The organism is Pseudoalteromonas aurantia 208 (assembly GCF_014858725.1).
GTDB classification, from domain to species: Bacteria; Pseudomonadota; Gammaproteobacteria; order Enterobacterales; family Alteromonadaceae; genus Pseudoalteromonas; species Pseudoalteromonas aurantia.
The window spans coordinates 2,048,751-2,072,781 of sequence record NZ_AQGV01000012.1 but is presented as its reverse complement, the minus strand read 5'-3'; the positions used below and the strand labels follow the sequence as shown (position 1 = coordinate 2,072,781).

Here is a 24,031-nt window from a genome sequence, read left to right as displayed (position 1 = left end):
ATGTCGCAAAAATTTAACGTGGCAGTATTGGGCGCAACTGGGTTAGTTGGTCGTCAAATTATTGAGACTTTACAAGATAGAAAGTTCCCTGTTGATCAGCTATTTGCACTTGCGAGCAGTCGCAGTGCAGGGGAAGATATTGACTTTCGTGGTGAGAAAATTGAAGTGTTAGATGTCGAGAACTTTGATTTTTCTGACGCGCATATCGGCTTATTTTCAGCTGGTGGAAGTGTTTCCGAAAAGTATGCTCCTATTGCAGCTGAGGCAGGCTGTGTTGTTATTGATAACACTTCACATTTTAGATATGACTTTGATGTGCCTCTTGTGGTGCCAGAAGTTAACAAGGAAAGCCTAGCTGATTTTCGTAATCGTAATATTATTGCAAACCCAAATTGCTCAACAATTCAAATGATGGTTGCGCTAAAGCCAATCTATGATGCTTATGGCATAGACCGTATAAATGTATCTACATATCAAGCAGTGTCAGGTGCAGGAAAAGAAGCTGTTGATGAATTAGCAAAACAAACAGCAAATTTAATGAATGCACGGCCACTAGAGAATAGTGTATTTAGTAAACAAATTGCGTTTAACGTTATTCCACAAATTGATAGTTTTCAAGAAAATGGTTACACCAAAGAAGAAATGAAAATGGTTTGGGAAACGCAGAAAATACTAGGTGATAGCAGTGTGCTAGTAAACCCAACAGCAGTTAGGGTTCCAGTTTTTTTTGGTCATGCAGAAGCAATTCATTTAGAAACACGGATGCCTCACGATATTGAACATATTAAACAGTTACTGAATGATGCACCAGGCGTCGAGTTTGTTGAAGATGAGCAAGATTATCCTACCCCAGTTGGGGACGCCAGTGGTAATGATACCGTGTATGTTGGCCGCTTACGCCAAGATATTTCTCACCCTCATGGCCTAAATTTGTGGGTGGTATCCGATAATACTCGTAAAGGTGCAGCAACGAATAGTGTACAAATTGCTGAAGAACTGGTTGAAAACTACCTTTAGTTCAAACAGTTGATTGTAAAGGGCTGCTAAGAGGCAGCTCTTTACCTCTTTTGTTAAATATCACGTCAAAGAATTGCCCCCCTGAAAACTAAGAAGTTTTACTCCTCATCATAAACTATTATAAGCATGTTAAATTTCAATACGTTGCAATGGATATTCGTAGACAACTGGTTTATAGTTTGCAATTGGAATAGAGCTTGCAAAAGCTACCTGTTAGCATTATTAAATGTTTGGCGAGATGCTGAACATTGTACAGAAAGGATCAACATGCGCGGTTTCGTCTTTTTTTGTATCTTTGCCTTGGCACTGATCACCATGCCCGTCTTTACGCAAGAGGTTGCTCAAATCAAGGGCCCCAAAGACGCTGATTATGGCATGCAAGGTAGAACGATAGGGCCTATCAAACCTTCAGACACTTTATGGCGAATTGCCAAAAAGGTGCGCTCCGACGAGTCTGTAACTATTTATCAAGTAATGAGTGCGTTTTATACAAAAAACCCTGACGCATTTTTAGATAAAAACCTCAACCATATGCGTGATGGTGCATATTTACGTATTCCAACTTTGGGAGAAATGCGCAAAGAAAACCCAACGTTTGCGAAACAAAAATCGGATCAAGATGATGCCTTATGGGAAATGAAAAAAAATGGCATGCTTGATAATACTTCTATTGAAGAGGCAAATAGAAAAGTTACTCAAGCTCGCCAGGTTGATGTTGAAAAAGCTAAAGTAGAATTAACAAATAGACTTAAATCATTGCAAATGGAGCAAGACTCCAAGTTACTTGAATTGCAAAATCAATTTAAAAACTCAGTGAGCAGTGTCCAAGACATTCTTGAAGAAAATAACAAACTAAAAAAGAAGCTTGGCGATATATCTGATGAGTTAAAAACAGTTAGAGATCAACTTGGACAAGATAGCCAGATACAGCAACAGCTAAAATCAGTCATTGATTTACAGAATGAATTGTTAGCTCAACAAGCAGAACAAAAACAAAGTAATACGGGATTTAGTGGGGAAGATATTCTCTCTAATCCCATCATGTTGCTACTAATGTCAATATTACCAGCGTTGTTGGCGATTGGTGGAATCGTATTTTTTCTGAAGAAGCGCAACCAATCACCTACCTCTAATGACAGTAGTGAGGACGAATTTCTTCCTCAAACGTCAAACGATCCACTTGACTTAGATATTCCACCTGTTGTCGCACCAGAAACGCCAGAGGAAAGTGTTCAGTTGGACGACGGTATGCTGCCGGAAGATGATGACATTATGTTTGATTCTTTAGAGGACGACTCCTTTGAAGAAAGTAATGATACCTTAGATGCTGATGAATTAGACGGATTATTGAGCGATGATATTGTATTTGATGACGAAGCTGATGAATTAAATAGTGGGGATGATTTAGATGATTTCTTACAGCAAAACTTTGATGAACCAGATGCATTAGGAGACGAAGTCGCGTTAGATATTGAGCAATCTGAGGACGATATATTAAGTTCTGGCGACATAGATGATTTATTTGATGAAGTATCTAATGCAGATGAAAGTAATGATGATGAATTAGATATTAGTGATGATGCGCTTGCCGCATTGAGTGAGGAGCTAGCTACCGATCAACAAGAAGATGTTGATATTGATTCTATTTTAGACGAAGCGTCACCAACTGATGATGTAGATGTTGGTGATGATGACATAGATTCATTACTTGAGAGCTCAACTACCTTAGATAGTCAATTGGAGGACGATTTAGGGCTAGATGATATCGATGGTCTATTAGACGAGGCTGCTTCGGAACCTGAACTGGTAGAAGAAGCGAGCGACGAGTTTGATATAGACGACATTGATGGGTTGTTAGATGAGACGGCTTCGGAACCTGAACTGGTAGAAGAGGCGAGCGACGAGCTCAACTACCTTAGATAGTCAATTGGAGGACGATTTAGGGCTAGATGATATCGATGGTCTATTAGACGAGGCTGCTTCGGAACCTGAACTGGTAGAAGAAGCGAGCGACGAGTTTGATATAGACGATATTGATGGGCTCTTAGATGAGACGGCTTCGGAACCTGAACGGGCAGAAGAGGCGAGCGACGGGTTTGATATAGACGATATTGATGGGTTGTTAGATGAGACGGCCTCGGAACCTGAACTGGTAGAAGAAGCGAGCGACGAGTTTGATATAGACGATATTGATGGGCTCTTAGATGAGACGGCTGCGGAACCTGGACGGGTAGAAGAAGCGAGCGACGAGTTTGATATAGACGATATTGATGGGTTGTTAGATGAGACGGCCTCGGAACCTGAACTGGTAGAAGAAGCGAGCGACGAGTTTGATATAGACGACATTGATGGGCTCTTAGATGAGACGGTTTCGGAACCTGAACGGGTAGAAGAAGCGAGCGACGAGTTTGATATAGACGATATCGATGGGCTTATTGATGAAGTCGAGCCAGAGCAAGAACCTGCCACGCAGTTGCTAGAAGAAGAAAATGATGAGCTTGATACAGATGATATCGATGGGCTTATTGATGACGTGGAGCCAGAGCAACAACCTGCCACGCAGTTGCTAGAAGAAGAAAATGACGAGCTTGATACAGATGATGTTGATGGGCTTGTTGATGACGTGGAGCCAGAGCAACAACCTGCTACGCAGTTGCTAGAAGAAGAAAATGACGAGCTTGATACAGATGATGTTGATGGGCTTGTTGATGACGTGGAGCCAGAGCAACAACCTGCCACGCAGTTGCTAGAAGAAGAAAATGATGAGCTTGATACAGATGATATCGATGGGCTTGTTGATGACGTGGAGCCAGAGCAACAACCTGCTACGCAGTTGCTAGAAGAAGAAAATGACGAGCTTGATACAGATGATATCGATGGGCTTGTTGATGACGTGGAGCCAGAGCAAGAACCTGCCACGCAGTTGCTAGAAGAAGAAAATGATGAGCTTGATACAGATGATATCGATGGGCTTGTTGATGACGTGGAGCCAGAGCAAGAAACTGCCGCGCAGTTGCTAGAAGAAGAAAATGACGAGCTTGATACAGATGATGTTGATGGGCTTATTGATGACGTGGAGCCAGAGCAAGAAACTGCCGCGCAGTTGCTAGAAGAAGAAAATGACGAGCTTGATGCAGATGACATTGATGGGCTTGTTGATGAAGTGGAGCCAGAATCTGCCACGCAGTTGGAATCAAATCTAGCATCGGTAGAAGAAGGTAGTGAAGATTTCCATGAAGCTATTGACGATGAGTTGGACATCGAAGATATAGATAGTTTATTGGATGTTGCTGAGGACGAGCTTGATACGCAAAGTGTAGAAGAGTTATCTAATGTCAATGTAGATGCTGAATTAAGTTCAAGTTTAGCAAATAACCATATTGCTGATGACCTCTTAGATGAAATAGATATTGAACTACAGTCTGAAGCGGTAACAGAAAGTAATAGGAGTGAACTATCAGAGAGTGATTTTGATCTTGATGAGTTAGGACCTTTGGAAGAAGCTGATACTGCTTCGCTTCAAGAATCAGCTGAGCATGCAGATCTTTTACAAGGGATGCTGAATGAGGAGGAAGAGGTTCCGACTACATTTGGCAATGCTGAGCCAAAAGAGTTCCAAAGCGTCGATGAGTTGTTAAATGAGCTTGATGATCAGGAAAGCAATGACTGGGATGATGAGTTAGCCGACGAAACGGAAGTTGATTTAGGGGATGATCCGTTATTAGAAGACGTTGATTTATCAGAAAGTGAAGTGTTTTTCGAGCCAGACCCCGTAACACCGAGTATTGAGTTGGAAAGTTACCCTGAACTGGCATTGGACACAGAACCAGCGGAAACTCGATTGGTTTCAAGTGAAACCGAACAAGCACTTTCGGAAGCTTTACAAGGGAATGACTTAGTTGAAAGTTCTTTAGATGGCGATTTGGATGATGAGCATGATGATACGCATGATTTGTCATTTGCTGATGAGGAACACGATACTATAGAAGAACCGTATGATAGCGATAATACCTCCTTATCAGATATAGAAACGCTTCCTGAGTTTAACGAGAAAGATGCGTTAGAATCAATGGATGATGAACCGGAAGAATTGAGCTCTTCTGAGTTTGACGCTTTGCTTGATGAAGCGCATGACGAGGAACCAGTTACCATAGCTGATGAGTTAGAAGGTGACGTTGCGGGAACTGTTGAGCCCGAACCTGATCTAGCGCAAGCGTTGGAGTCCGAGAGTGATGATATCAGTGATGATGCCAACGCAGAGGCGCATCATGAAGTACTTGATGACACATTAGGTGAATTCGACGAACAAGCTGCGATGGATGCCATGGCCGATGAGCCTGCAAGTGATGTTGCGGAATCAAATAAGCCCGAGCCCGAGTTAGCGCAAGCGTTAGAGTCCGAGAGTGATGACACCAGTGATGACGTCAGTGATGATGCCAGCGCAGAGACGCATCATGAAGTACTTGATGACACATTAGGTGAATTTGACGAACAAGCTGCGATGGATGCGATGGCCGATGAGCCTGCAAGTGATGTTGCGGGATCTGTTGAGCCCGAGCCCGAGTTAGCGCAAGCGTTAGAGTCCGAGAGTGATGACACCAGTGATGACGTCAGTGATGATGCCAGTGATGAGGCGCATCATGAAGTACTTGATGACACGTTAGGTGAATTCGACGAACAAGCTGCGATGGATGCCATGGCTGATGAGCCTGCAAGTGATGTTGCGGAATCAGATAAGCCCGAGCCCGACTTAGCGCAAGCGTTAGAGTCCGAGAGTGATGACACCAGTGATGACGTCAGTGATGATGCCAGCGAAGAGACGCATCATGAAGTACTTGATGACACATTAGGTGAATTCGACGAACAAGCTGCGATGGCCGATGAGCCTGCAAGTGATGTTGCGGAATCAGATAAGCCCGAGCCCGACTTAGCGCAAGCGTTAGAGTCCGAGAGTGATGACGTCAGTGATGATGCCAGTGATGAGGCGCATCATGAAGTACTTGATGACACATTAGGTGAATTTGACGAACAAGCTGCGATGGCTGCCATGGCTGATGAGCCTGCAAGTGATGTTGCGGAATCAGATAAGCCCGAGCCCGACTTAGCGCAAGCGTTAGAGTCCGAGAGTGATGATGCCAGTGATGAGGCGCATCATGAAGTACTTGATGACACATTAGGTGAATTTGACGAACAAGCTGCGATGGCTGATGAGCCTGCAAGTGATGTTGCGGAATCAGATAAGCCTGAACCGGATCTAGCACAAGCGTTAGAGCCAGAGAGTAGTGACAACAGTGATGATGCCAGCGCAGAGACGCATCATGAAGTACTGGATGACACATTAGGTGAATTCGACGAACAAGCAGAGAGGGCAGATGAGCCTGTAAATGACGTTGCGGAGTCTGTTGAATCTGATTTAACGCAAGCACTTGAAAATGAAGCTATACAGCCATCCAATTTAGCTGATGCACCTGAGTTTGAATTTGAGGAGGAAGATTCAGGCTCCACTGATGATGTTGAAAAAACGGTATCTCCAGATGAGTTTTTATCTAATTTAGATACATTGTCAGCAGAGGAAGAAAATACAGAGCAATTAGAAATCGATGAGGCGGCAATTGAAAGTGAGTTTATGTCTAATTTATCGGACACAGACTTTGATGCGTTGCTTAATGATTTATCTGAACCAGACTCTGTGAATATTGATGATTTGGATGAAGTGGAAGTTGATTTTGAATCATTACTGAGTGACGAGCTAGAAACCGAGTTAAACGAGACGGATACTGCTAGCGTATCAGAAGAGCATGAAGTTGAAGAGGAAGATCAATTTGTCAATATCGATGATTTGTTATCTCAAAGTGATGATTTAGAACCCTCAGATGAACCTTACAATGAAGCAGATATGGATGTTGGGTTAGGGGATTTTGATGAGTTTCTAGCAGGGGATAATGCAACCGATGTTGACTTAGAAGCAGATGGTTTCTCCGCAAAACTCGACTTGGCTCGTGCCTATATTGAAATTGAAGATTATGATGGTGCTATGGGAGTTATCCAAGAAGTTTTAGAGAATGGCCCTGAGTCGGTTCAAAGAGAAGCGCAAGCGTTACAAAGTAAGCTTGAGCACTAGATGAATCAAATCAACGAAGGTGATTAAAGGTATAGCTTGCTATACCTTTTTTATTGAGTGGTGCCCATATCTATAAATTGAATAATTTCGGTAGTACAGGGGTTAATGGCGATAAATAAGCTAAGTATCACGAGCACGCTTTTATTCATGCGGGCGATCGCATAAAATGCTCGGCTATTAAAACATTGAGATAAGAAGTGAATATGCGTGTAGCATTAGGAATAGAATACAACGGGGCAAATTACAGTGGCTGGCAACGCCAGCCTCACGTAAATAGTGTACAGCAAGAGCTGGAAACAGCATTATCTCGTATCTGTAATCATCCTATTGATATAGTGTGCGCTGGGCGCACCGATGCGGGTGTGCATGCAACCGGTCAAGTTGTTCACTTTGATACCCATGCTGAGCGAGACATGAGCGCCTTCACTTTGGGTTTAAACTCGATGTTGCCTGACGATATTGCGGTACGCTATGCGCAGCAAGTTGATGATGAATTTCATGCACGCTTTAGTGCGACGGCGAGACGGTATCGATATGTTATTTATAACCATGCATATCGACCAGGAATACTGCGCAGTGGTGTAACGCATTTTCATCATCCCCTTGACGAAAATTTGATGCAGGCTGCGTGTCCTGCCATGTTAGGCGAGCAAGACTTTACCTCTTTTCGGGCGGTACATTGTCAATCGAATACCCCGTTTCGTAATATTCACCATTTAAGCGTAGAGCGCGTAAATGATTATTTAGTTATTGATATTAAAGCGAATGCATTTTTGCATCATATGGTCCGAAATATCACTGGATGTTTGACTGACATTGGTATGGGGAAACAGTCTCCACAGTGGATGGCGGAGCTGTTAACACTTAAAGACCGCACACAAGCAGGCGCAACGGCAAAACCAAATGGCTTGTATTTAGTGGATGTGGATTATCCTGAAAAGTGGGGAATACCGTCTACGTCACTAGGACCATTATTTTTACCAAATAAAGACATTGAATAATACGTTAGTTGATTCGTCATTAATAACACAAACGTTATTAATGCGTTCGATAGTGAACTTGTGTAAAAATTATTTTCGAGCCGAGGCCATTCTAATTTAGTCATAAGTATCAATAATGTTTATTATAATAAATATAAGTAAATTATTATTGATTTGTTTGTTGTGGCTCGTATTATGGCATGACTACTAAGACCAGTTTTTTATACCGTTGTAGTCTAAATCATGGTTTAATTGAATCAGTTTGTCTGTATTTACAGACGTCGCGACACAGAATTAGCACAAGAGAGTTGCAAATGAGTTGGTTAGAAAAGATCTTACCTAAAACAGCAAAAGCTTCGGGTAAAAAAGAAATTCCTGAAGGTGTATGGGCAAAATGCGGAGATTGTGATGCTATTTTATATAAAGCTGAACTTGAAAAGTCATTAAATGTCTGCCCTAAATGTGATCATCATATGCGTTTAAGCGCTCGTAAGCGCTTAGAGTATTTTTTAGACGATGCTGACCTTCAAGAGATTGGTGCTCAGCATGAGCCGAAAGACGTACTAAAATTTAAAGATTCGAAAAAATATTCAGATCGAATTTCATCAGCACAAAAAGTAAGCGGCGAAAAAGATGCGTTGGTTGCTATGACAGGCCGTTTGAAAGGTATGCCTGTTGCTGCTGTTTCATTCGAATTTGCTTTCATGGGCGGGTCAATGGCCTCTGTTGTTGGCGCGCGTTTTGTTGACGCAGTGAACCAAAGTTTAGAGCATAATATGCCATTGGTATGCTTCTCTTCATCTGGCGGTGCACGTATGCAGGAAGCTTTGATGTCGTTAATGCAAATGGCTAAAACAAGTGCGGCGTTGGCAAAAATGAGTGAGAAAGGTTTGCCATTTATTTCAGTGTTAACCGACCCAACTATGGGTGGGGTTTCTGCATCGCTTGCTATGCTAGGTGATATTAATGTTGCAGAGCCAAAAGCACTTATTGGTTTTGCGGGCCCACGTGTTATTGAACAAACTGTACGTGAAACGTTACCAGATGGTTTTCAGCGCAGTGAATTCTTATTAGAGCATGGTGCAATCGATATGATTGTTGACCGACGCGAAATGAGAGATACTTTAGCACGTATACTTGCTAAGTTTATGGACTTGCCTTCAACTGAACAAGAGCATAGAGTAGCGTAAATTTTTTTAGTTTAAGCTACGTTTATGACAATTCAGACGCCCAGCCAATCGTCAACCCTTGATGATTGGCTTTGTTATTTAGAAAGTGTGCACCCTGCGAATATTGCAATGGGTTTAGCACGAGTCCGAGAAGTTGCGCAAAATATTGACTTACTTGACACGCCAAGCAAAATTATTCTTATCGCTGGGACAAATGGCAAAGGAACAACCGCACGTTGTTTAGAGTCACTTTTGCTTGCTCAAGGGTATAGTGTTGGTACCTATGCATCACCCCACTTAAGTCGTTATAACGAACGTGTCAGAATAAATGGAAAAGAACTAGACGATCAAGTGCATGTCGATGCTTTTCATTTATTAGAGCTGGGTAGAAAAGAGACCCCTTTAACCTATTTTGAATATGGCACATTGGGTGCGCTTGCTATTTTTAAGCGCTTTGCAGTCGACTTTGTCCTTCTTGAGGTTGGGTTAGGTGGACGGCATGATGCGACCAATATTGTTACACCGTATGCGAGTGTGATCACGACGATTGATTTAGATCACAAGGAATATTTAGGAGATACCCGAGAGCTAGTTGGGTACGATAAAGCAGGTATTTTCCGTAAAGATACGCCAGCTATTGTGGGGGATTTAAAAATACCCCATACAGTAACCGATTATGGCGTTGAAATTGACGCTGATTTGATACTGTCAAAGCGTGACTTTTTATTTATTCCTACGCCTACGGGGTTTAGGTGGATTTATAACGATTTTGATTATGAATTTGCTAAGCCCTCTATTCCAGCGCAAAATGTCACCACAGCATTAACCACATTGGCACGGTTAAATTTATTACCAGAAGAAGATGTCATTAGGCAATGTTTGATTGATTTGCAAGTTGAAGGCCGTTTTCAGCAGTTAAGTGCGCAGCCGAGAGTATTCACGGATGTGGCACACAACCCAGAGTCAGCACGGTATTTAGCACATAAATTGAATGACTTTAAAGCGCGGGGCTTTAAAATTCATGCATTAATCGCTATGCTTGCAGATAAAGATAAATTGAGTGTTATCAATGAAGTGGTTGATTTAGTAGATACATGGTCATGTGCGTCTTTGCAAAACCCTCGTGCAGAATTAGCAACCAACTTACAAACATTGATACCAAACATAGCATCGAGTCAGGTATTTGACAGCGTTCAAGAGGCGCTTGACTGTATTGTACCAATACTAGATGAGCAGACTGTATTGATTATCTTTGGCTCATTTTTCACGGTGGCAGATGCCATTGCATATTTTGAATAAATAGAGAGTAATTACGTGAACTCAGGATTTATTAACCGTCTAGTAGGAACAAGTATCGTCGTTGTTGCGGCCATAGTTTTTATTCCCAATATTCTTGATGGTGAAAAGGTTCACTACAAAGAAGGCTTTAAAGCCATCCCAGAACGTCCTGAGTTTACGACAGTCGATTTAAAATCGAAAATAAACCTGCGAGTAGAGAACGGCCCAACGATACGTGGTGAGGCTATTGAGGAGGTTGAGGCAGACGATGAGCATTTACTTGAACCTGCTGTAAAAGTAGCTGAAGTAAATAGTGAGATTGAAGCCGATGAATCTGAGACGAAAAATAGTAGTGTAAATGTGTCTACTACAGACGCAACTGTGCAAGAACAAGTCAAACCTGCACCAGAAAAAGTCACAGTAAAGTCTCAGCCCAAAGTCGCTCCCCCGGTGCGTAATAGCACTTCCAACCTGACAAAAATGGCTTATGTGATTCAGTTGGGTAGCTTTTCACATAAACCGAATGTGGATGCGTTGGTTAAAAAGTTACACAATGCTGGCTTTAAAGCTTTTACACGACCAGTAAAAACGCCTAATGGTACATTGACCAAAGTGTTTGTTGGCCCAGACTTGGATAAGACCAAACTCGAATCTAAGCTATCTAAATTGAAAGAATTAACCAAATTGAATGGTCGTCTTACTCAGTTCAATATTGCAAAATGATCTGGTAATTGCCTTTAGGCTCTTATAGAATGCGCCCAAATTAACGACTTATTGGTTATTATGATCTGGGTTGATTACGCTATACTGTGTATTGTCGGGTTATCGACATTATTTGGCTTACTTCGTGGTTTCGTCAAAGAAGCTATGTCTCTAGTCGTATGGATTGGCGCATTCTTTATCTCTAGTCTTTTTTATCAATATCTAGCAACCTTTCTCACTTCCATTTCAGAACCCCTTTTAAGAAATGCGGCCGCAATTGCCATATTATTCATTGTGACCTTGATGTTGGGTGGGTTTGTTAACTATATCTTAGGTGAGCTTGTGCAGCGCACGGGTTTGTCTGGCACCGATCGACTTTTCGGAATCGTATTTGGTGGTTTACGAGGCGTACTGGTCGTCAGCGCCTTATTGTTTTTTCTGGATGCATTCACTAGTGCGCCTGGCACGCAGTGGTGGTCAGCATCTACTTTGATCCCTGAATTTGGCTTTGTGATAGAGTGGTTTTTTACCTACCTTGAGCATAACTCCAGCTTTTTAAATTCAGTAAACCGTTAATCGGCGAGGAAAATTTCATGTGTGGTATCGTTGGGATAGTCGGAACTTCTCCTGTAAATCAGGCGATTTATGATGGCTTAACTGTTTTGCAACACCGTGGCCAAGATGCTGCTGGCATAATTACTATTGACAATAATACGTTTAGTCTACGTAAAGCAAATGGTTTAGTAAAAGATGTGTTCCATACACGTCATATGAAGCGCCTACAAGGTAACATCGGCATTGGGCATGTGCGCTATCCAACAGCAGGCTCTTCTAGCTCAGCTGAAGCTCAGCCTTTTTATGTGAACTCTCCTTTTGGTATTGGTCTTGCTCATAATGGTAATTTAACCAATGCAGAAGCACTTAAAGAGCGTTTATTTACCACGGCGCGCCGTCATGTAAATACAACGTCAGACTCTGAAATTTTATTAAATATATTGGCACATGAGTTAGGTAAACCTAACAAGATGAAACTCGATGCTGAAGACATGTTTAATGCAATTACCGAGGTAAATGCACAGGCAACAGGTGGTTATGCGAGTATTGCGATGATCATCGGACATGGTATTCTTGCATTTAGAGATCCAAACGGCATTCGCCCACTGGTTTTTGGCAAACGAGAGACGAGCTGTGGTGTTGAGTATATGTTTGCCTCTGAAAGTGTTGCGTTAAAGATTGATGGTTTTGAGTTTGTTCGTGACGTCGCGCCAGGCGAAGCGATTTATGTAACCGAAGATGGACAATTGCATTCACAAATCTGTGCAGTGAAAACTCAACATGCACCGTGTATTTTCGAGTTTGTTTATTTTGCCCGCCCAGACTCAGTTATTGATAATATGTCAGTCTATGCGACCCGTATGAATATGGGTACTAAATTGGGTGAGAAAATAGCAAGAGATTGGGCAGACAAAGACATTGACGTGGTTATTCCTATTCCAGAAACATCTTGTGATGTAGCGTTAGAAATAGCGTCTGAGTTGAACTTGCCGTACCGCCAAGGGTTTGTGAAAAACCGTTACATTGGCCGGACATTCATTATGCCGGGGCAGGAACTACGAAAGAAATCAGTTCGTCGCAAGCTCAATGCAATCGACAGTGAATTTAAAGGCAAAAACGTCTTACTTGTTGATGATTCAATTGTACGTGGTACAACATCGGCGCAAATTGTTGAAATGGCGCGTGAAGCCGGTGCAAAAAATGTGTATTTTGCATCAGCAGCACCAGAAGTACGTTTCCCTAACGTGTACGGTATTGATATGCCATCTGCGGCAGAACTGATTGCGCACGGACGAGAAGTTGAAGATATTAACGCAAGCATTGGCGCCGATGGCTTAATTTATCAATCGCTGAATGATTTGATTGCTGCTGTTGGTCAAGAGAATCCAGAGATTAAAGTATTCGAAACATCAGTATTTGATGGGGAATACATTACTGGAGATGTTGATCAAAATTATTTGAATCGCATTGATGCATTACGTAATGATTCAGCTAAGTCAACACGTGAACATGCCATGTCTTCTAGTTTAGAGTTACATAACCAAGAAACAGACGAAGGTGAATAACCTTATAGTCAGTTAACAGGTTCATTAAAACAAAAAAGGAGCGACTAGTCGCTCCTTTTTAATTTAGGATAAAAGCAAAGGGTGTCGGTTTCGATACCCCTAATTGAATGTAGGACTAATTATGCCATTGGTCCATAAAATTGCTGTTGCAGCTAATATAATCACTAGTAGTATCAAACCGCAAGTCACCACAGAGCTGGCATAGATAAACCCGCGTTCCTCAGGAATATGCATAAGTATTGGCACACCTGTATAGAGCAAGTAAACAGAATACGCTAAGGCAACCATTCCCGCAGACACCACAAACCAAAGTTCAGGGTAAAATGCTGAGAATGCCGACATAAACATAGGTGTTGCTGTATAAGCAGAGAGCTCTAAAGTTTGGGTAAATGTTGGTTTTGCGCCAAATGTAACCGCCATCCAATGTGCAAGGTACGATAAGGCAAAAATACCTAAAATGAGTGCTGTATACATGGCAATGCCAATAAGTAGTGCGCTTTCATGTGTTAAATAAACGGCATCTCCAACACCAATTTCCCATCCTAGATGAACGGATGAGTAATACCCCATAATACTTGGGATCAATGCGATTATTGCAATATGAGATAGGCTGTACTTTACGCTTTCATGACGGTTATCTATTGTTTGCCACTCTTCAAGTGGGTGAGCGTATAAGCCCCACAAATGGTTAAAAATCATATTATGCCCCTTTTTGTTGTCGGTACTATTTTTATACTGCACATATAATTTATGAGGGACTGCTCAATTTTTGTCAAGAAAAGGTTAAACTTTCGTCTAATTGAAAAGTTTTGAATTATTTGAAAACAGATGAAGTAAAACCTGTTTACCGAGTCGGTTCAAGGCGAAGTATCGACTACTTGTGTTGGGTAGGGTTATGGTATAATTGCTCGCGTTGCGCAAAATTAAGAGTCATAAGACCTATTTTCCTGAATTTTAGAAGAGATGTAACCCTTGGACGAGCTATTACACCCAATTAAACAATTCTTACAATGTGAAACACCTCAAGCGTGGATTGAAGCAGCAATTGACCCAGATAATTTATCAATTGTCTTAATTGACCATCTGATCTGCGAGCTCAAAGCAGCCCAGTCAGCGATGTTCTTGATACGTAAATATGCAGTTGATAAAGACAGTGCTGACGCCTTATTAGAGTGGTTAAAGCCCTTTGAAACACTCATTTATAAGCGAGAAGGGGATTGGCGTGCGCTTCCTGACAAGAATAAACTCACAAAGTCAGTGATCCCAAAATCTAATTCACCATATGGGCAAGATTTAATAGATAAAATGGTAATTCTGATTAAAGAAGAGTTACATCACTTTTATCAAGTGTTAGAGATCATGGATGAGTATGGTGTTGAATATCGCAGCATTACCCCGTGCCGCTATGCAAAGGGGATGCTGCGTCATGTTAAAACGTATGAGCCGGATGCGATGATTGATAAGTTGATTTGTGGTGCTTATATTGAAGCTCGTTCATGTGAGCGTTTTGCTAAGCTTGCGCCTCATGTTGATAAAAGGCTTGGGGACTTTTATGTTTCTTTATTGCGCTCAGAAGCACGCCACTATCAAGATTATTTAACACTGGCAGAAGAGATTGCTGGTGGTGATATTTCTGAACGAGTGACGTTTTTTGGTGAAGTAGAAGCGGACTTGATCACTTCCCCAGATACAGACTTTAAATTTCACTCAGGATATCCAGTATAAGTTGCTTTGTTAAATTTACTTTAAGGTCGTCCCTTTGAGTTTTTGGCCAAGTTCATTAACGACTAAGTATGAACTTTGGCTATACCAATCACCTAATACAGTCCGGGTAAGAAGTGGTTGTTCGGGCTGTATTGGTTCATATGTATGGACATAAGGTCGATGTGTATGACCGTGGATCATATTGCATACATTGTGTTGTGCAAACATGTCTTTGACGGCATCGTTTGTCACATCGAGTATTTCAACTGCTTTCCCTGATTGATTTTGTTTGCTTTTTAAACGTGCTTTTCTAGCTACTCTACGGCGGTACCAAAGTGGCGTCGCAAGAATGAGTTTGGGCCACCACCACCCTCTACTTTTTTTACGAAACTGTTGATAGGCAATGTCTTGCGTACACATTTCATCACCATGGAGTATAACTGTATCAGTGCCGTATAAATTGACTACAATTTGTTCAGGCAGTAACTTAAAGCCGGCTTGCTGTGCATAAGCTTTACCAAGTAAAAAATCTCGATTGCCGTGCAAAAAGTACACTGAAATATGCATGTTTTGTAATGTTTTTAATTTTTCAGCAATGTTAATAGCCAAGGGTGCTTGTTCATCATCACCAATCCAGACTTCAAAGAAATCGCCTAAAATATATAGCGCATCGACTTCTTGATTCATATGCGTATCAAGAAAATCATAAAAAGCACGGGTAATGTCAGGGCGGTCATCGGTCAAATGAAGGTCAGAGATAAAGTAAGTTTTACGCATTGGGCCTCTTGCAAAATAAAGCGGGTAAATGACCCGCTTATGATTTGTTGTAATCGATTAAGCTACAGTAACCTTTTCGATTAGCACATCTTCAAGAGGGACATCTTGATGAAAGCCTGAAGAGCCTGTCGCTACATTTTTAATTTTCTCGACAATATCCATGCCTTCAACGACTTCAGCAAACACACAATAGCCCCAGCCTTGTGATGTTTCACTGCTGAAATTTAAAAAATCATTATTATTTACGTTAATGAAAAATTGCGCTGTAGCTGAATGTGGATCAGGCGTACGTGCCATAGCCAACGTACCTGTTTTATTACTTAAGCCATTAGTCGCTTCATTTTGAATAGGTGATTGGACTGTTTTTTGCTCCATACCTGGTGTAAAGCCTCCACCTTGAACCATAAACCCGTCAATTACACGATGGAATATAGTGCCATCATAAAAACCGGATTTAGCGTAATTTAAAAAGTTTTCAACAGTAGCAGGCGCTTCTTCAGCGAATAGTTTGATACTGATCTCACCGAAATTAGTGTGTAGAACAACCATAGAGGCTTCCTAATAATTAGTTTTCAAAGAAGGATATTCTATAGCAGAAATAACTAGGCTGACAATTTTCGTCGCATATTTATTATCAGCTGATGAAAAATTGTGCGTAAACATATGGATTTGTATTGATTTGGGTATAGAGCGGCGGCAGAGCAAGTGTTATCATTGTTGTTCATGTCTACTTTTGTTTAGGAATAACGCTACATGCTGCAGATATACAATACACTTACACGCCAAAAGGCGCCGTTTAAACCATTAGTCGAAGGTAAAGTCGACATGTACGTGTGTGGTATTACGATTTATGATTTCTGCCATGTGGGGCATGCGCGCACTTATGTCTCGTTCGATGTTATGAACCGGTATTTACGTCATTTGGGTTACCAAGTTACTTATGTACGAAATATCACAGATGTTGACGATAAAATAATAAAAAGAGCAGCTGAAAATAACGAAGAAATTAATGAATTAACGGTTCGAATGACTAAAGCGATGCATGAAGATTTTGCTGCATTGAACATTTTACCTGCGGATATAGAACCGACAGTGACTGGTCATATGGATGAAATCATTGAAATGATTGAGCGTCTAGTCGCGAAAGGCCATGCCTATATTGCCAATAGTGGTGATGTGTTGTTTGACGTGTCTACATTTGAGCAATATGGGCAGTTATCTCAACAAGATTTAGAAATGTTGCAGGCGGGAGCTCGGGTAGAGGTTGCTCATGATAAAGATGATCCATTGGACTTTGTACTGTGGAAAAAGGCTAAAGCAGATGAGCCATCATGGTCATCCCCTTGGGGTGATGGTCGTCCAGGTTGGCACATAGAATGTAGTGCTATGAGCTCGAAACATTTAGGTGAATTCTTTGACATTCATGGAGGTGGCTCTGATTTACAGTTTCCTCATCACGAAAATGAAATTGCACAATCATGCTGTGCGAACAACGGTCGCTATGTAAATACGTGGATCCATACAGGTATGGTGCAGGTAAACAAAGAGAAAATGTCTAAGTCTTTAGGGAATTTTTTTACTGTGCGAGAGGTTCTTAAAAAGTATGATCGTGAAACAGTACGTTACTTTTTAATTAATGGGCAATACCGAAGTCAATTAAATTACTCTCAAGAAAACCTTGACCAAGCACGTGCCTCGTTAGAACGTATTTATACCGCTTTACGCGGTATCAAAACAATCGCAGTTGAACTAGCAGAAAACAGCTACGTTAAACGTTTCGAAGCGGCAATGAACGATGATTTCAATACACCAGAAGCTTTACCTGTGATTTTTGAATTAGCAAAAGAAATTAATGTGCTAAGAGAGAAAGATGTAAAAGCAGCAGGTGAGCATGCATATGTGCTTGTAAAGTTAGGTGAGATATTAGGTATTGCGCAGCAAGCGCCTGAAGCTTTCTTGCAAGGTGAGCAAGGTAATGATGAAGTTGCAAGGATTGAAGGGTTGATCGTTGCTCGAAATGAAGCACGGGCAGATAAAGACTGGGCAGCAGCTGATGCGGCACGAGATGCACTCACTGAGCTTGGGGTTGTGCTTGAAGACAGTGCAGGAAAGACCACCTGGCGTAAAGCATAAGATACGTATTGCGCATATAAGGTCTGTAATGACCGATGACAGTTCATGCTTAAAAGCACGATTTTTTATCGTGCTTTTTTGTTTTTAAAATTACATTATTTCTCTAAAACAATTCGCCCTGGTACTTTTGTATAAAAGCGTATATTGCTATTTTTCTGAAGCTCTTTGTCTTGAAAATCAGTGGTTCGTCGAAAAACCTAGTAAATTATCGTATTTAGTGTTAAATATTTACATATGATAGAAATCTTGCACTAATTAAAAGTAGAATTATAGTTAAATAAGTGTGATTTATTCCGGTGGCGAGCCATGGTAGATAACTATGTAAGTACTGAGTTAGATAATATCGGCATATTTGTCGATAAAATGAACGTGGGTCTTAGGCACTTCAATAGCAGTATTTTTACATTTCGGTCAGTACCGGGGTTGCCTCTTGATGTGCAATGCTTTGCTCGAAAGAAAGATCCGTTTTCTCAGAGCGAGACTTGGCTTGTGTGCAAAGAAATATCCGAAGATCAATTGTCTAGTAGTGACCAAGTTCATGTTGAGCTCTCTGTTCCGAGTAGTGAGTTTGTGCAAACTTTACAGAGTAAAGGTCACAGTGCATTGACTATGTATATAGTGACGCGTCGAGGACAGCTTATGTCATTCTTTTTAGATGACGGTGAAGCTGCAACGGGGTATTTGAGTTCACAAGAGGCGATGAGCAGAATGATGTCAGATCTTTGTGCTGCACGGGCATTGATCTCAACAGTAATTTATTAGTAGATTTAAGTGTTACCCAACCACATAAAAGGCACTGAAAGGTGCCTTTTTTCTATTCTATTTAGTCATCACTTTTATTGATCGTAACAACTCTTTGTGGAAAAGGAATATCAATATTTGCTGCTTTAATAGCATTGTAAATGAGCTGGTTAATCGCGAGTTTAGACTCAATAATTTGAGTGGTCGGTACCCAATAACGATAACTGATAATTATTGCGCTATCACCGAATCGTTCGATCCCAATTTGGGGGGCTGGGTTATTTGTCACATTTGAATGGGCACAAAGTACTTGGTTAATGACTTTAATTGCCGTGTTTGGGCAAGTACTATAGGCAATACCAATGTCACCTTTCACTAATGAATATTTAAATGTGTTATGGAGGATTTCTCCAATAATATGTTTATTTGGAATGGTAATTTCAACTTGGTCTTCATTTACCAAGATTGTATGGCCGAGTTCGATTACTTTAACAAGTCCACTAACTCCTTTAACTGAAATTGTATCTCCGACAATAAAAGGTCGGGTAGCAATGATGGCAAGCCCAGAGCCGTAGTTTGATAGCATGCCTTGCAGAGCTAAGCCAGCCCCTAAAGATGCTGCACCAATGGCTGCTACAAATGGGGTTACACTGATCCCAAGTTTACCCAGTGCAATGATCACGAACATAATGATGAGCAGTACTTTTACAACATTACTGATAAAGTTAGTTAAGGTTACATCCATTTTATGGCGCAGCATGAGCTGTTCTACCATTTTAGATAGTCGGTTAGAAAGCCATAAGCCAACTACTAAGATGACAATTGCGCCAACAACTTGCATGCTATAGTTGATGAGATAGTCTCGAATTAAATTAAAGTAATGTTCAAATTGCTGTATTTCTTGCTCAATCATAGTGCGAAGTCCTAGAGGTATATTTCACGCGAATAATAAAGTGAATTTAGTTAACCATTTATACAGTATAGGTACCCAAAAGGCTGTGATTAATGCGCTTATAGTCATTGCGGCAGACGCAAAGACGCCAGCTTGTGGGTGATATTCTATTGCGGTGGCAGTGCCAATAGCATGGCATGATACCCCAAGCGCAACCCCTTTGGCTTGAGGTTTATCAATTGCGAGAAATGATAAGATATGCAGGCCGAATACGCCTCCAAAAACACCGATAAGTATGACCATGATAGCTGCGACTGCCGGCAATCCATTTAAACTTTCAGTGACAATGAGACTAATAGGTGTTGTGACTGAAAGCGCTGCTAATGACGCTGTAAGGTTTGGTGAAGCATTGAACCCCAAGCATAGGAAGTATGCGCCTACAGTGGCTACACTGACGCCCGTAAAGCTACTTGAAATAAGTAATAGCAGCGACTTTTTAACTATTCTAAACTGCATATAAATTGGATATGCCAGAGACACTACCGCCAATTCTAAGAAAAAGTTAATAGGCATAGTTGCGGCTTTGTAATCTATGTACCGTATATCTAATGCCAATAATATCGTACTTGAAATACAAATAGTAGTAAGAACAGGGTTGAGCAAAGGGGTGGGAATACGTTTATAGAGCGCGCGGCAGAGGAAGAAAAGAGCAATGGTGAGCCCGCTTATTAGTAAGAGGTTACTCACGATAATGCCCTTTGTTAGCGATATACCCAGAGATAAATAGGCCAAGACATGGGATTGAGATTAAAATATATAGTAATAATAGTAAATTGCTTGAAAAGAGGGGGATGTATTGAATAATTCCTACTCCGGCTGGGACAAAAAACAACGCCATGTACTTTAAAATAGGTATCACTGCAGGAGAAAGGAGCATAGGTTTTATTAACTTTACAGATAGCAAGAGCAGTAAAATTAGCATGCCTAATAGTGGTCCAGGAATTGTCAATTGGAAAATATGGATCACACCTTTCGCACTGTACAAACAAATAATAAGGAGCAATAACGCAAAGCAGGTTTGAAGAATACGTTTTATCAAAATAGGTCTATCTGCCTCTAAAGTAATGACACCATAATATGTACTAGAGCGTTTGGCAATGAGACTCTTTTACCATTTACTTCTCGGGATATACGGCTTTATTTCTTCCTTTGCTGCGTTTTGCATTGCAATGCGGGTGTTTTTATTTATTAATAAACGCAATTGGGACCAGGTTTCTAGCGAGAGAACTTGTCGTCGATTTGCTGAGTAGGCGCAATTGTTCACTTTTTTTATTGCGGCAAGTGCGTCTGGTGAGCGCAATAATAGAGAATCTAATAATGCAGTGACTGCACCAGCTGTGTGTGTATGTATTTCACTGATCAGTCCATACTCTTTGGCATTTGATGCACTAATAGGTTGAGCTTGTGACGTGATACGCCACAGTATGTCCTGATTAATAAGGCCTGGTAACAAAACACCACTGCCCATATCAGGGCACAACCCCCATTTTGCTTCCATGATAGCCAGTTGAGCACACGGACCCGCTATGCGATAGTCGGCACCCAGGGCGATATGCAGGCCTGCGCCAAAGCAGTTGCCATTTATAACAGCAATGACGGGTATAGGGAGGTCTTTCCACGCTAAAGTGACACGTTGCACGAGGTTGGCACTGCCTGGTAGCCATTTGAATAAGAGTTTGAAAATTGCAGCTGGTTTATTTACTACAGACTTAACATCTAACCCAGAGCAAAAGTGACCGCCAGCTCCGGATAAAACCACCGCTCTGACTGTTTTATCTTTTTTGAGGTCTTTAATGATTTTATCAAGTTCTATAAACATTGATAAGTTGAGCGCGTTTTGTTTCTTAGGACGGTTGAGCGTTACCCAAGCAATGTTATTTTTGATTTCTAGTGTAATCATCATTTTCTTCCATAAAACTGTAAACCTTACAACCAAATTAGAGTGTAAACTCTATCTCGAGTAAATTCATCAAAGAAATTTGATAATTTAACCGATCTAGATAGCCAACAAATTTATGACTTTGCTATGATAGCGCTATAGCTTAAATAAAGAGATTGCCATTATGTCTGCTCGCCTTTCTAGCGTAGAAGAGATCACCCATCAAGCGTATGATATTTTTTTACAGTTAGCACCAGAGAATTTATCGGAACAAGATATTCAGCAATTTAACGAGCATCACGGAGAGTATGGTTTCATTGAGGATAGTGAGCCAGATGATGATTGGCAGCAGTTTGTTTCTTTGGAAATTGAACCGGAGCACTTTATTCAAGTTATAATCGGAATTGAATATGAAGATGGCGATGAAGTTTTTGCACGTATCTTAATTAGCCGTGATATGGATGCTCCATTTTGTCATGTCTTATGGAAGCAAGAGAAAGCACAATTAGAACAGTAAAATAACAGAGTGAAGTAGAAAATCAGTATTGTGTCATACATCAAATTAGCAGGTTACGCTTATCTAACTGCATGTAGTTTTCAGTCTTGGGCTGTCGACCCATTTGAAGAGTTTCATCAGTACGGAGAATTATCCGACGAAGAAATACATAAGTTGCATCAAGGTGAAGTGTTGTACGGAGATATCGAGTTTGGCTTGATAGCCAATAAAGGTAACACACGAAGTACAGCGTTTAAGTTAAAAAGTAATGTGTATCAAGATTTTGAACATTGGCGCAATCACTTCAAACTTGATGGCCTGTATAAAGAAGAAACAGATTCAGATACAGATAAATCGGATGTATCTGCTTCACGCTATTATATTTCCGCGCAAGGGAACTATAAAATTGGACGTGATAATGAGTCTTTGTTTATCTATGGCGATTACAATAATGATAAGTTTAATGGCAAAGCATATACAGGGACTGTAGCACTGGGGTATGGCAACCGGATATTCCAAGGTACCAAAAATACCGTCGACTTCGATATCGGACCTGGATTATATTTATCTAAAACAGCTCATGATGTGGTGCTTGAACCCGACGTAGACCGAACTCAGCACGGGCAATTGCTGAGGGTGTCATTGCAATGGGAAAGAACAGTATCTAAGCAGACTCGATTTAACCATGATCTTAGTATTGAAAAGTCATTATCAGGATTAAATAGCAGAGTATTTAGTGAGACGGCCTTGGTGAGCCAAGTAATGGGGGGGGTGTCATTAAAAGTGTCTTATACCTATAGATATAATTCCCAGCCTGAAGAAAACAAACAAAAAGTAGATACCGAATTAGGTGTTACTTTAGTTTATAGCTTTTAATAGGAGCAGAGATGTACCAACATACACAATTAGCATGGACTATCTGGGGTATTGTCGCCTGGATTGCAAGCTTTTTAGCGATGGCAATCGTGCTGATGGGTAACAATGCAGCTATCTTACTTTTCGCAGGCGTTTTGTTGTTAGTGGCAGTGGTGTTCTACGGTTTAACAATTAAAGTAGACCAAAAAGCGCAACAGCTATCGTGGTGGTTTGGACCTGGGGTTGCGAAGAAATCATTAAACTTTGACGAAATATCGTCTATAAAAGCGGTAACGAATACGTTTCGCCATGGTATTGGTATGAGGATCACCAATGATGGTTGGGTGTATTCTGTTTCAGGCTTTCGTGCAGTTGAAATAACACTGAATGATGGAATGAAGTATCGGTTGGGAACGAATGATCAGGCTGCACTCATAGATACGATGAAAGATAAAGTAATTATCGAGCCAAAACTGAGTGAAGAAGGAACGACCGATGAGATCGAAACTCAGTTGAAAAAACGTAAAAAAGATGCGTTTGATATGAATTAACTACTCATTGCTAATGTATTTAAAACGCGCACCTGGATGGTGAGCGTTTTAAATTAAGGCTTAGTGATCGTGACCACACCCACCATCGCCATGGACGTGGCCATGACTTAGTTCATCTTCAGTCGCATCACGCACTTCTAAAATTTCTACGTCAAAATGTAGAGTAATCCCCGAAAGAGGATGATTTCCATCAACGATGACTTCTTCATCTTGAATATCAATGATCATAACCATTTGATCACCGTCATCAGTCGATGCTCTAAACTGCATACCGACCTCAATTTCCATACCATCAAACATTGATTTAGGTACCGCTTGCATTAGTTCATCATATCGCTCACCGTAGCCTTGCTCAGGCTCAACGGTCACACTTAAAGTATCACCAGCTACTTTGTCTATGATTGCATCTTCTAAGCCTGGAATTAAGTAGCCTGTACCTATAATAAATAATAATGGCTCACCATCAAATGAATTATCAATTGTGTTTTTGTCATTATCCAGTACTGAATAATGCATTTTCACTACTTTGTTTGGTGCGATTTTCATAATATTTCCC

Annotated in this window: 23 protein-coding genes; 15 read left to right on the top strand and 8 right to left on the bottom strand. The window is 41.0% G+C overall.

Features of this window, described 5'->3' with window-relative positions:
- The 9 genes from PAUR_RS12740 (at window position 1) to purF (ending at window position 13,387) form a co-directional block, all read left to right on the top strand.
- Window positions 1-1,017 (top strand): aspartate-semialdehyde dehydrogenase, encoded by a 1,017-nt coding sequence (locus tag PAUR_RS12740; protein ID WP_192508097.1) that lies wholly within the window; start codon window positions 1-3, stop codon window positions 1,015-1,017.
- Window positions 1,018-1,284: 267 nt separating this feature from the next.
- On the top strand, window positions 1,285-2,940 hold the full coding sequence (locus tag PAUR_RS12735) for a FimV/HubP family polar landmark protein (RefSeq protein ID WP_192508096.1): 1,656 nt from the start codon (window positions 1,285-1,287) through the stop codon (window positions 2,938-2,940).
- A gap of 4 nt (window positions 2,941-2,944) precedes the next feature.
- Complete coding sequence (locus PAUR_RS12730; protein ID WP_192508095.1) at window positions 2,945-7,138, top strand: FimV/HubP family polar landmark protein; 4,194 nt, start codon at window positions 2,945-2,947, stop codon at window positions 7,136-7,138.
- 203 nt (window positions 7,139-7,341) lie between these two features.
- The gene (gene truA, locus PAUR_RS12725) at window positions 7,342-8,139 is read left to right on the top strand and encodes a tRNA pseudouridine(38-40) synthase TruA (RefSeq protein WP_192508094.1); all 798 of its coding nucleotides are present in this window, start codon (window positions 7,342-7,344) and stop codon (window positions 8,137-8,139) included.
- A gap of 293 nt (window positions 8,140-8,432) precedes the next feature.
- The gene (gene accD / locus PAUR_RS12720; protein ID WP_192508093.1) at window positions 8,433-9,308 is read left to right on the top strand and encodes an acetyl-CoA carboxylase, carboxyltransferase subunit beta; all 876 of its coding nucleotides are present in this window, start codon (window positions 8,433-8,435) and stop codon (window positions 9,306-9,308) included.
- A 24-nt stretch (window positions 9,309-9,332) separates the two neighbouring features.
- A complete protein-coding gene (gene folC, locus PAUR_RS12715) occupies window positions 9,333-10,586 on the top strand; it encodes a bifunctional tetrahydrofolate synthase/dihydrofolate synthase (RefSeq protein WP_192508092.1) in 1,254 nt (417 codons plus the stop codon).
- A gap of 15 nt (window positions 10,587-10,601) precedes the next feature.
- Window positions 10,602-11,288 (top strand): SPOR domain-containing protein, encoded by a 687-nt coding sequence (locus PAUR_RS12710; RefSeq protein WP_192508091.1) that lies wholly within the window; start codon window positions 10,602-10,604, stop codon window positions 11,286-11,288.
- Window positions 11,289-11,348: 60 nt separating this feature from the next.
- Entirely contained in the window at window positions 11,349-11,843 is a 495-nt protein-coding gene (locus PAUR_RS12705) for a CvpA family protein (protein WP_192508090.1), read from the top strand.
- Window positions 11,844-11,860: 17 nt separating this feature from the next.
- Window positions 11,861-13,387, top strand: coding sequence for an amidophosphoribosyltransferase (gene purF / locus PAUR_RS12700; RefSeq protein WP_192508089.1), 1,527 nt, complete (start codon window positions 11,861-11,863; stop codon window positions 13,385-13,387).
- Window positions 13,388-13,486: 99 nt separating this feature from the next.
- Here the strand turns inward: purF and PAUR_RS12695 are convergent, their stop codons facing one another.
- Complete coding sequence (locus PAUR_RS12695; RefSeq protein ID WP_192508088.1) at window positions 13,487-14,086, bottom strand: Yip1 family protein; 600 nt, start codon at window positions 14,084-14,086, stop codon at window positions 13,487-13,489.
- A gap of 273 nt (window positions 14,087-14,359) precedes the next feature.
- Here PAUR_RS12695 and miaE point away from each other — a divergent pair, with 273 nt between their 5' ends.
- On the top strand, window positions 14,360-15,112 hold the full coding sequence (miaE, locus tag PAUR_RS12690) for a tRNA isopentenyl-2-thiomethyl-A-37 hydroxylase MiaE (protein WP_192508087.1): 753 nt from the start codon (window positions 14,360-14,362) through the stop codon (window positions 15,110-15,112).
- A 15-nt stretch (window positions 15,113-15,127) separates the two neighbouring features.
- On the opposite strand, the gene PAUR_RS12685 is transcribed toward miaE, so the two are convergent.
- Both PAUR_RS12685 and PAUR_RS12680 read right to left on the bottom strand, forming a co-directional pair.
- The gene (locus tag PAUR_RS12685; RefSeq protein ID WP_192508086.1) at window positions 15,128-15,868 is read right to left on the bottom strand and encodes a UDP-2,3-diacylglucosamine diphosphatase; all 741 of its coding nucleotides are present in this window, start codon (window positions 15,866-15,868) and stop codon (window positions 15,128-15,130) included.
- Between the two features lie 57 nt (window positions 15,869-15,925).
- Window positions 15,926-16,417: a peptidylprolyl isomerase gene (locus PAUR_RS12680; RefSeq protein WP_192508085.1), complete on the bottom strand. Its 492-nt coding sequence runs from the start codon at window positions 16,415-16,417 to the stop codon at window positions 15,926-15,928.
- A 204-nt stretch (window positions 16,418-16,621) separates the two neighbouring features.
- On the opposite strand from PAUR_RS12680, the gene cysS reads away from it, so the two are divergent.
- Both cysS and PAUR_RS12670 read left to right on the top strand, forming a co-directional pair.
- Window positions 16,622-18,001, top strand: coding sequence for a cysteine--tRNA ligase (gene cysS, locus PAUR_RS12675; protein WP_192508084.1), 1,380 nt, complete (start codon window positions 16,622-16,624; stop codon window positions 17,999-18,001).
- A 306-nt stretch (window positions 18,002-18,307) separates the two neighbouring features.
- Entirely contained in the window at window positions 18,308-18,763 is a 456-nt protein-coding gene (locus PAUR_RS12670) for a hypothetical protein (RefSeq protein ID WP_192508083.1), read from the top strand.
- Between the two features lie 61 nt (window positions 18,764-18,824).
- Here PAUR_RS12670 and PAUR_RS12665 read toward each other — a convergent pair whose 3' ends face one another.
- The 4 genes from PAUR_RS12665 to PAUR_RS12650 all read right to left on the bottom strand — a co-directional run bounded on the left by PAUR_RS12665 (window position 18,825) and on the right by PAUR_RS12650 (window position 21,594).
- Window positions 18,825-19,655, bottom strand: coding sequence for a mechanosensitive ion channel family protein (locus tag PAUR_RS12665; RefSeq protein ID WP_192508082.1), 831 nt, complete (start codon window positions 19,653-19,655; stop codon window positions 18,825-18,827).
- A 24-nt stretch (window positions 19,656-19,679) separates the two neighbouring features.
- Entirely contained in the window at window positions 19,680-20,381 is a 702-nt protein-coding gene (locus PAUR_RS12660) for an LrgB family protein (RefSeq protein WP_192508081.1), read from the bottom strand.
- Window positions 20,374-20,661 carry a CidA/LrgA family protein gene (locus PAUR_RS23990; protein WP_404821698.1) on the bottom strand — a complete coding sequence of 96 codons (288 nt, stop codon included), beginning with the start codon at window positions 20,659-20,661 and terminating at the stop codon, window positions 20,374-20,376. Before PAUR_RS23990 ends, PAUR_RS12660 begins: the two co-directional genes overlap by 8 nt.
- 141 nt (window positions 20,662-20,802) lie before the next feature.
- Window positions 20,803-21,594 carry a crotonase/enoyl-CoA hydratase family protein gene (locus PAUR_RS12650; protein ID WP_192508578.1) on the bottom strand — a complete coding sequence of 264 codons (792 nt, stop codon included), beginning with the start codon at window positions 21,592-21,594 and terminating at the stop codon, window positions 20,803-20,805.
- 163 nt (window positions 21,595-21,757) lie between these two features.
- Between PAUR_RS12650 and PAUR_RS12645 the strand changes: the two genes are divergently transcribed.
- The 3 genes from PAUR_RS12645 to PAUR_RS12635 are packed head-to-tail and all read left to right on the top strand — an operon-like array spanning window position 21,758 to window position 23,475.
- Complete coding sequence (locus PAUR_RS12645) at window positions 21,758-22,090, top strand: HI1450 family dsDNA-mimic protein (RefSeq protein ID WP_225738349.1); 333 nt, start codon at window positions 21,758-21,760, stop codon at window positions 22,088-22,090.
- Window positions 22,091-22,120: 30 nt separating this feature from the next.
- Window positions 22,121-22,945: a DUF481 domain-containing protein gene (locus PAUR_RS12640; RefSeq protein WP_192508079.1), complete on the top strand. Its 825-nt coding sequence runs from the start codon at window positions 22,121-22,123 to the stop codon at window positions 22,943-22,945.
- Between the two features lie 11 nt (window positions 22,946-22,956).
- A complete protein-coding gene (locus PAUR_RS12635; RefSeq protein WP_192508078.1) occupies window positions 22,957-23,475 on the top strand; it encodes a hypothetical protein in 519 nt (172 codons plus the stop codon).
- A 60-nt stretch (window positions 23,476-23,535) separates the two neighbouring features.
- Here PAUR_RS12635 and PAUR_RS12630 read toward each other — a convergent pair whose 3' ends face one another.
- Complete coding sequence (locus tag PAUR_RS12630) at window positions 23,536-24,021, bottom strand: FKBP-type peptidyl-prolyl cis-trans isomerase (RefSeq protein ID WP_192508077.1); 486 nt, start codon at window positions 24,019-24,021, stop codon at window positions 23,536-23,538.
- Window positions 24,022-24,031 lie beyond the last annotated feature (10 nt).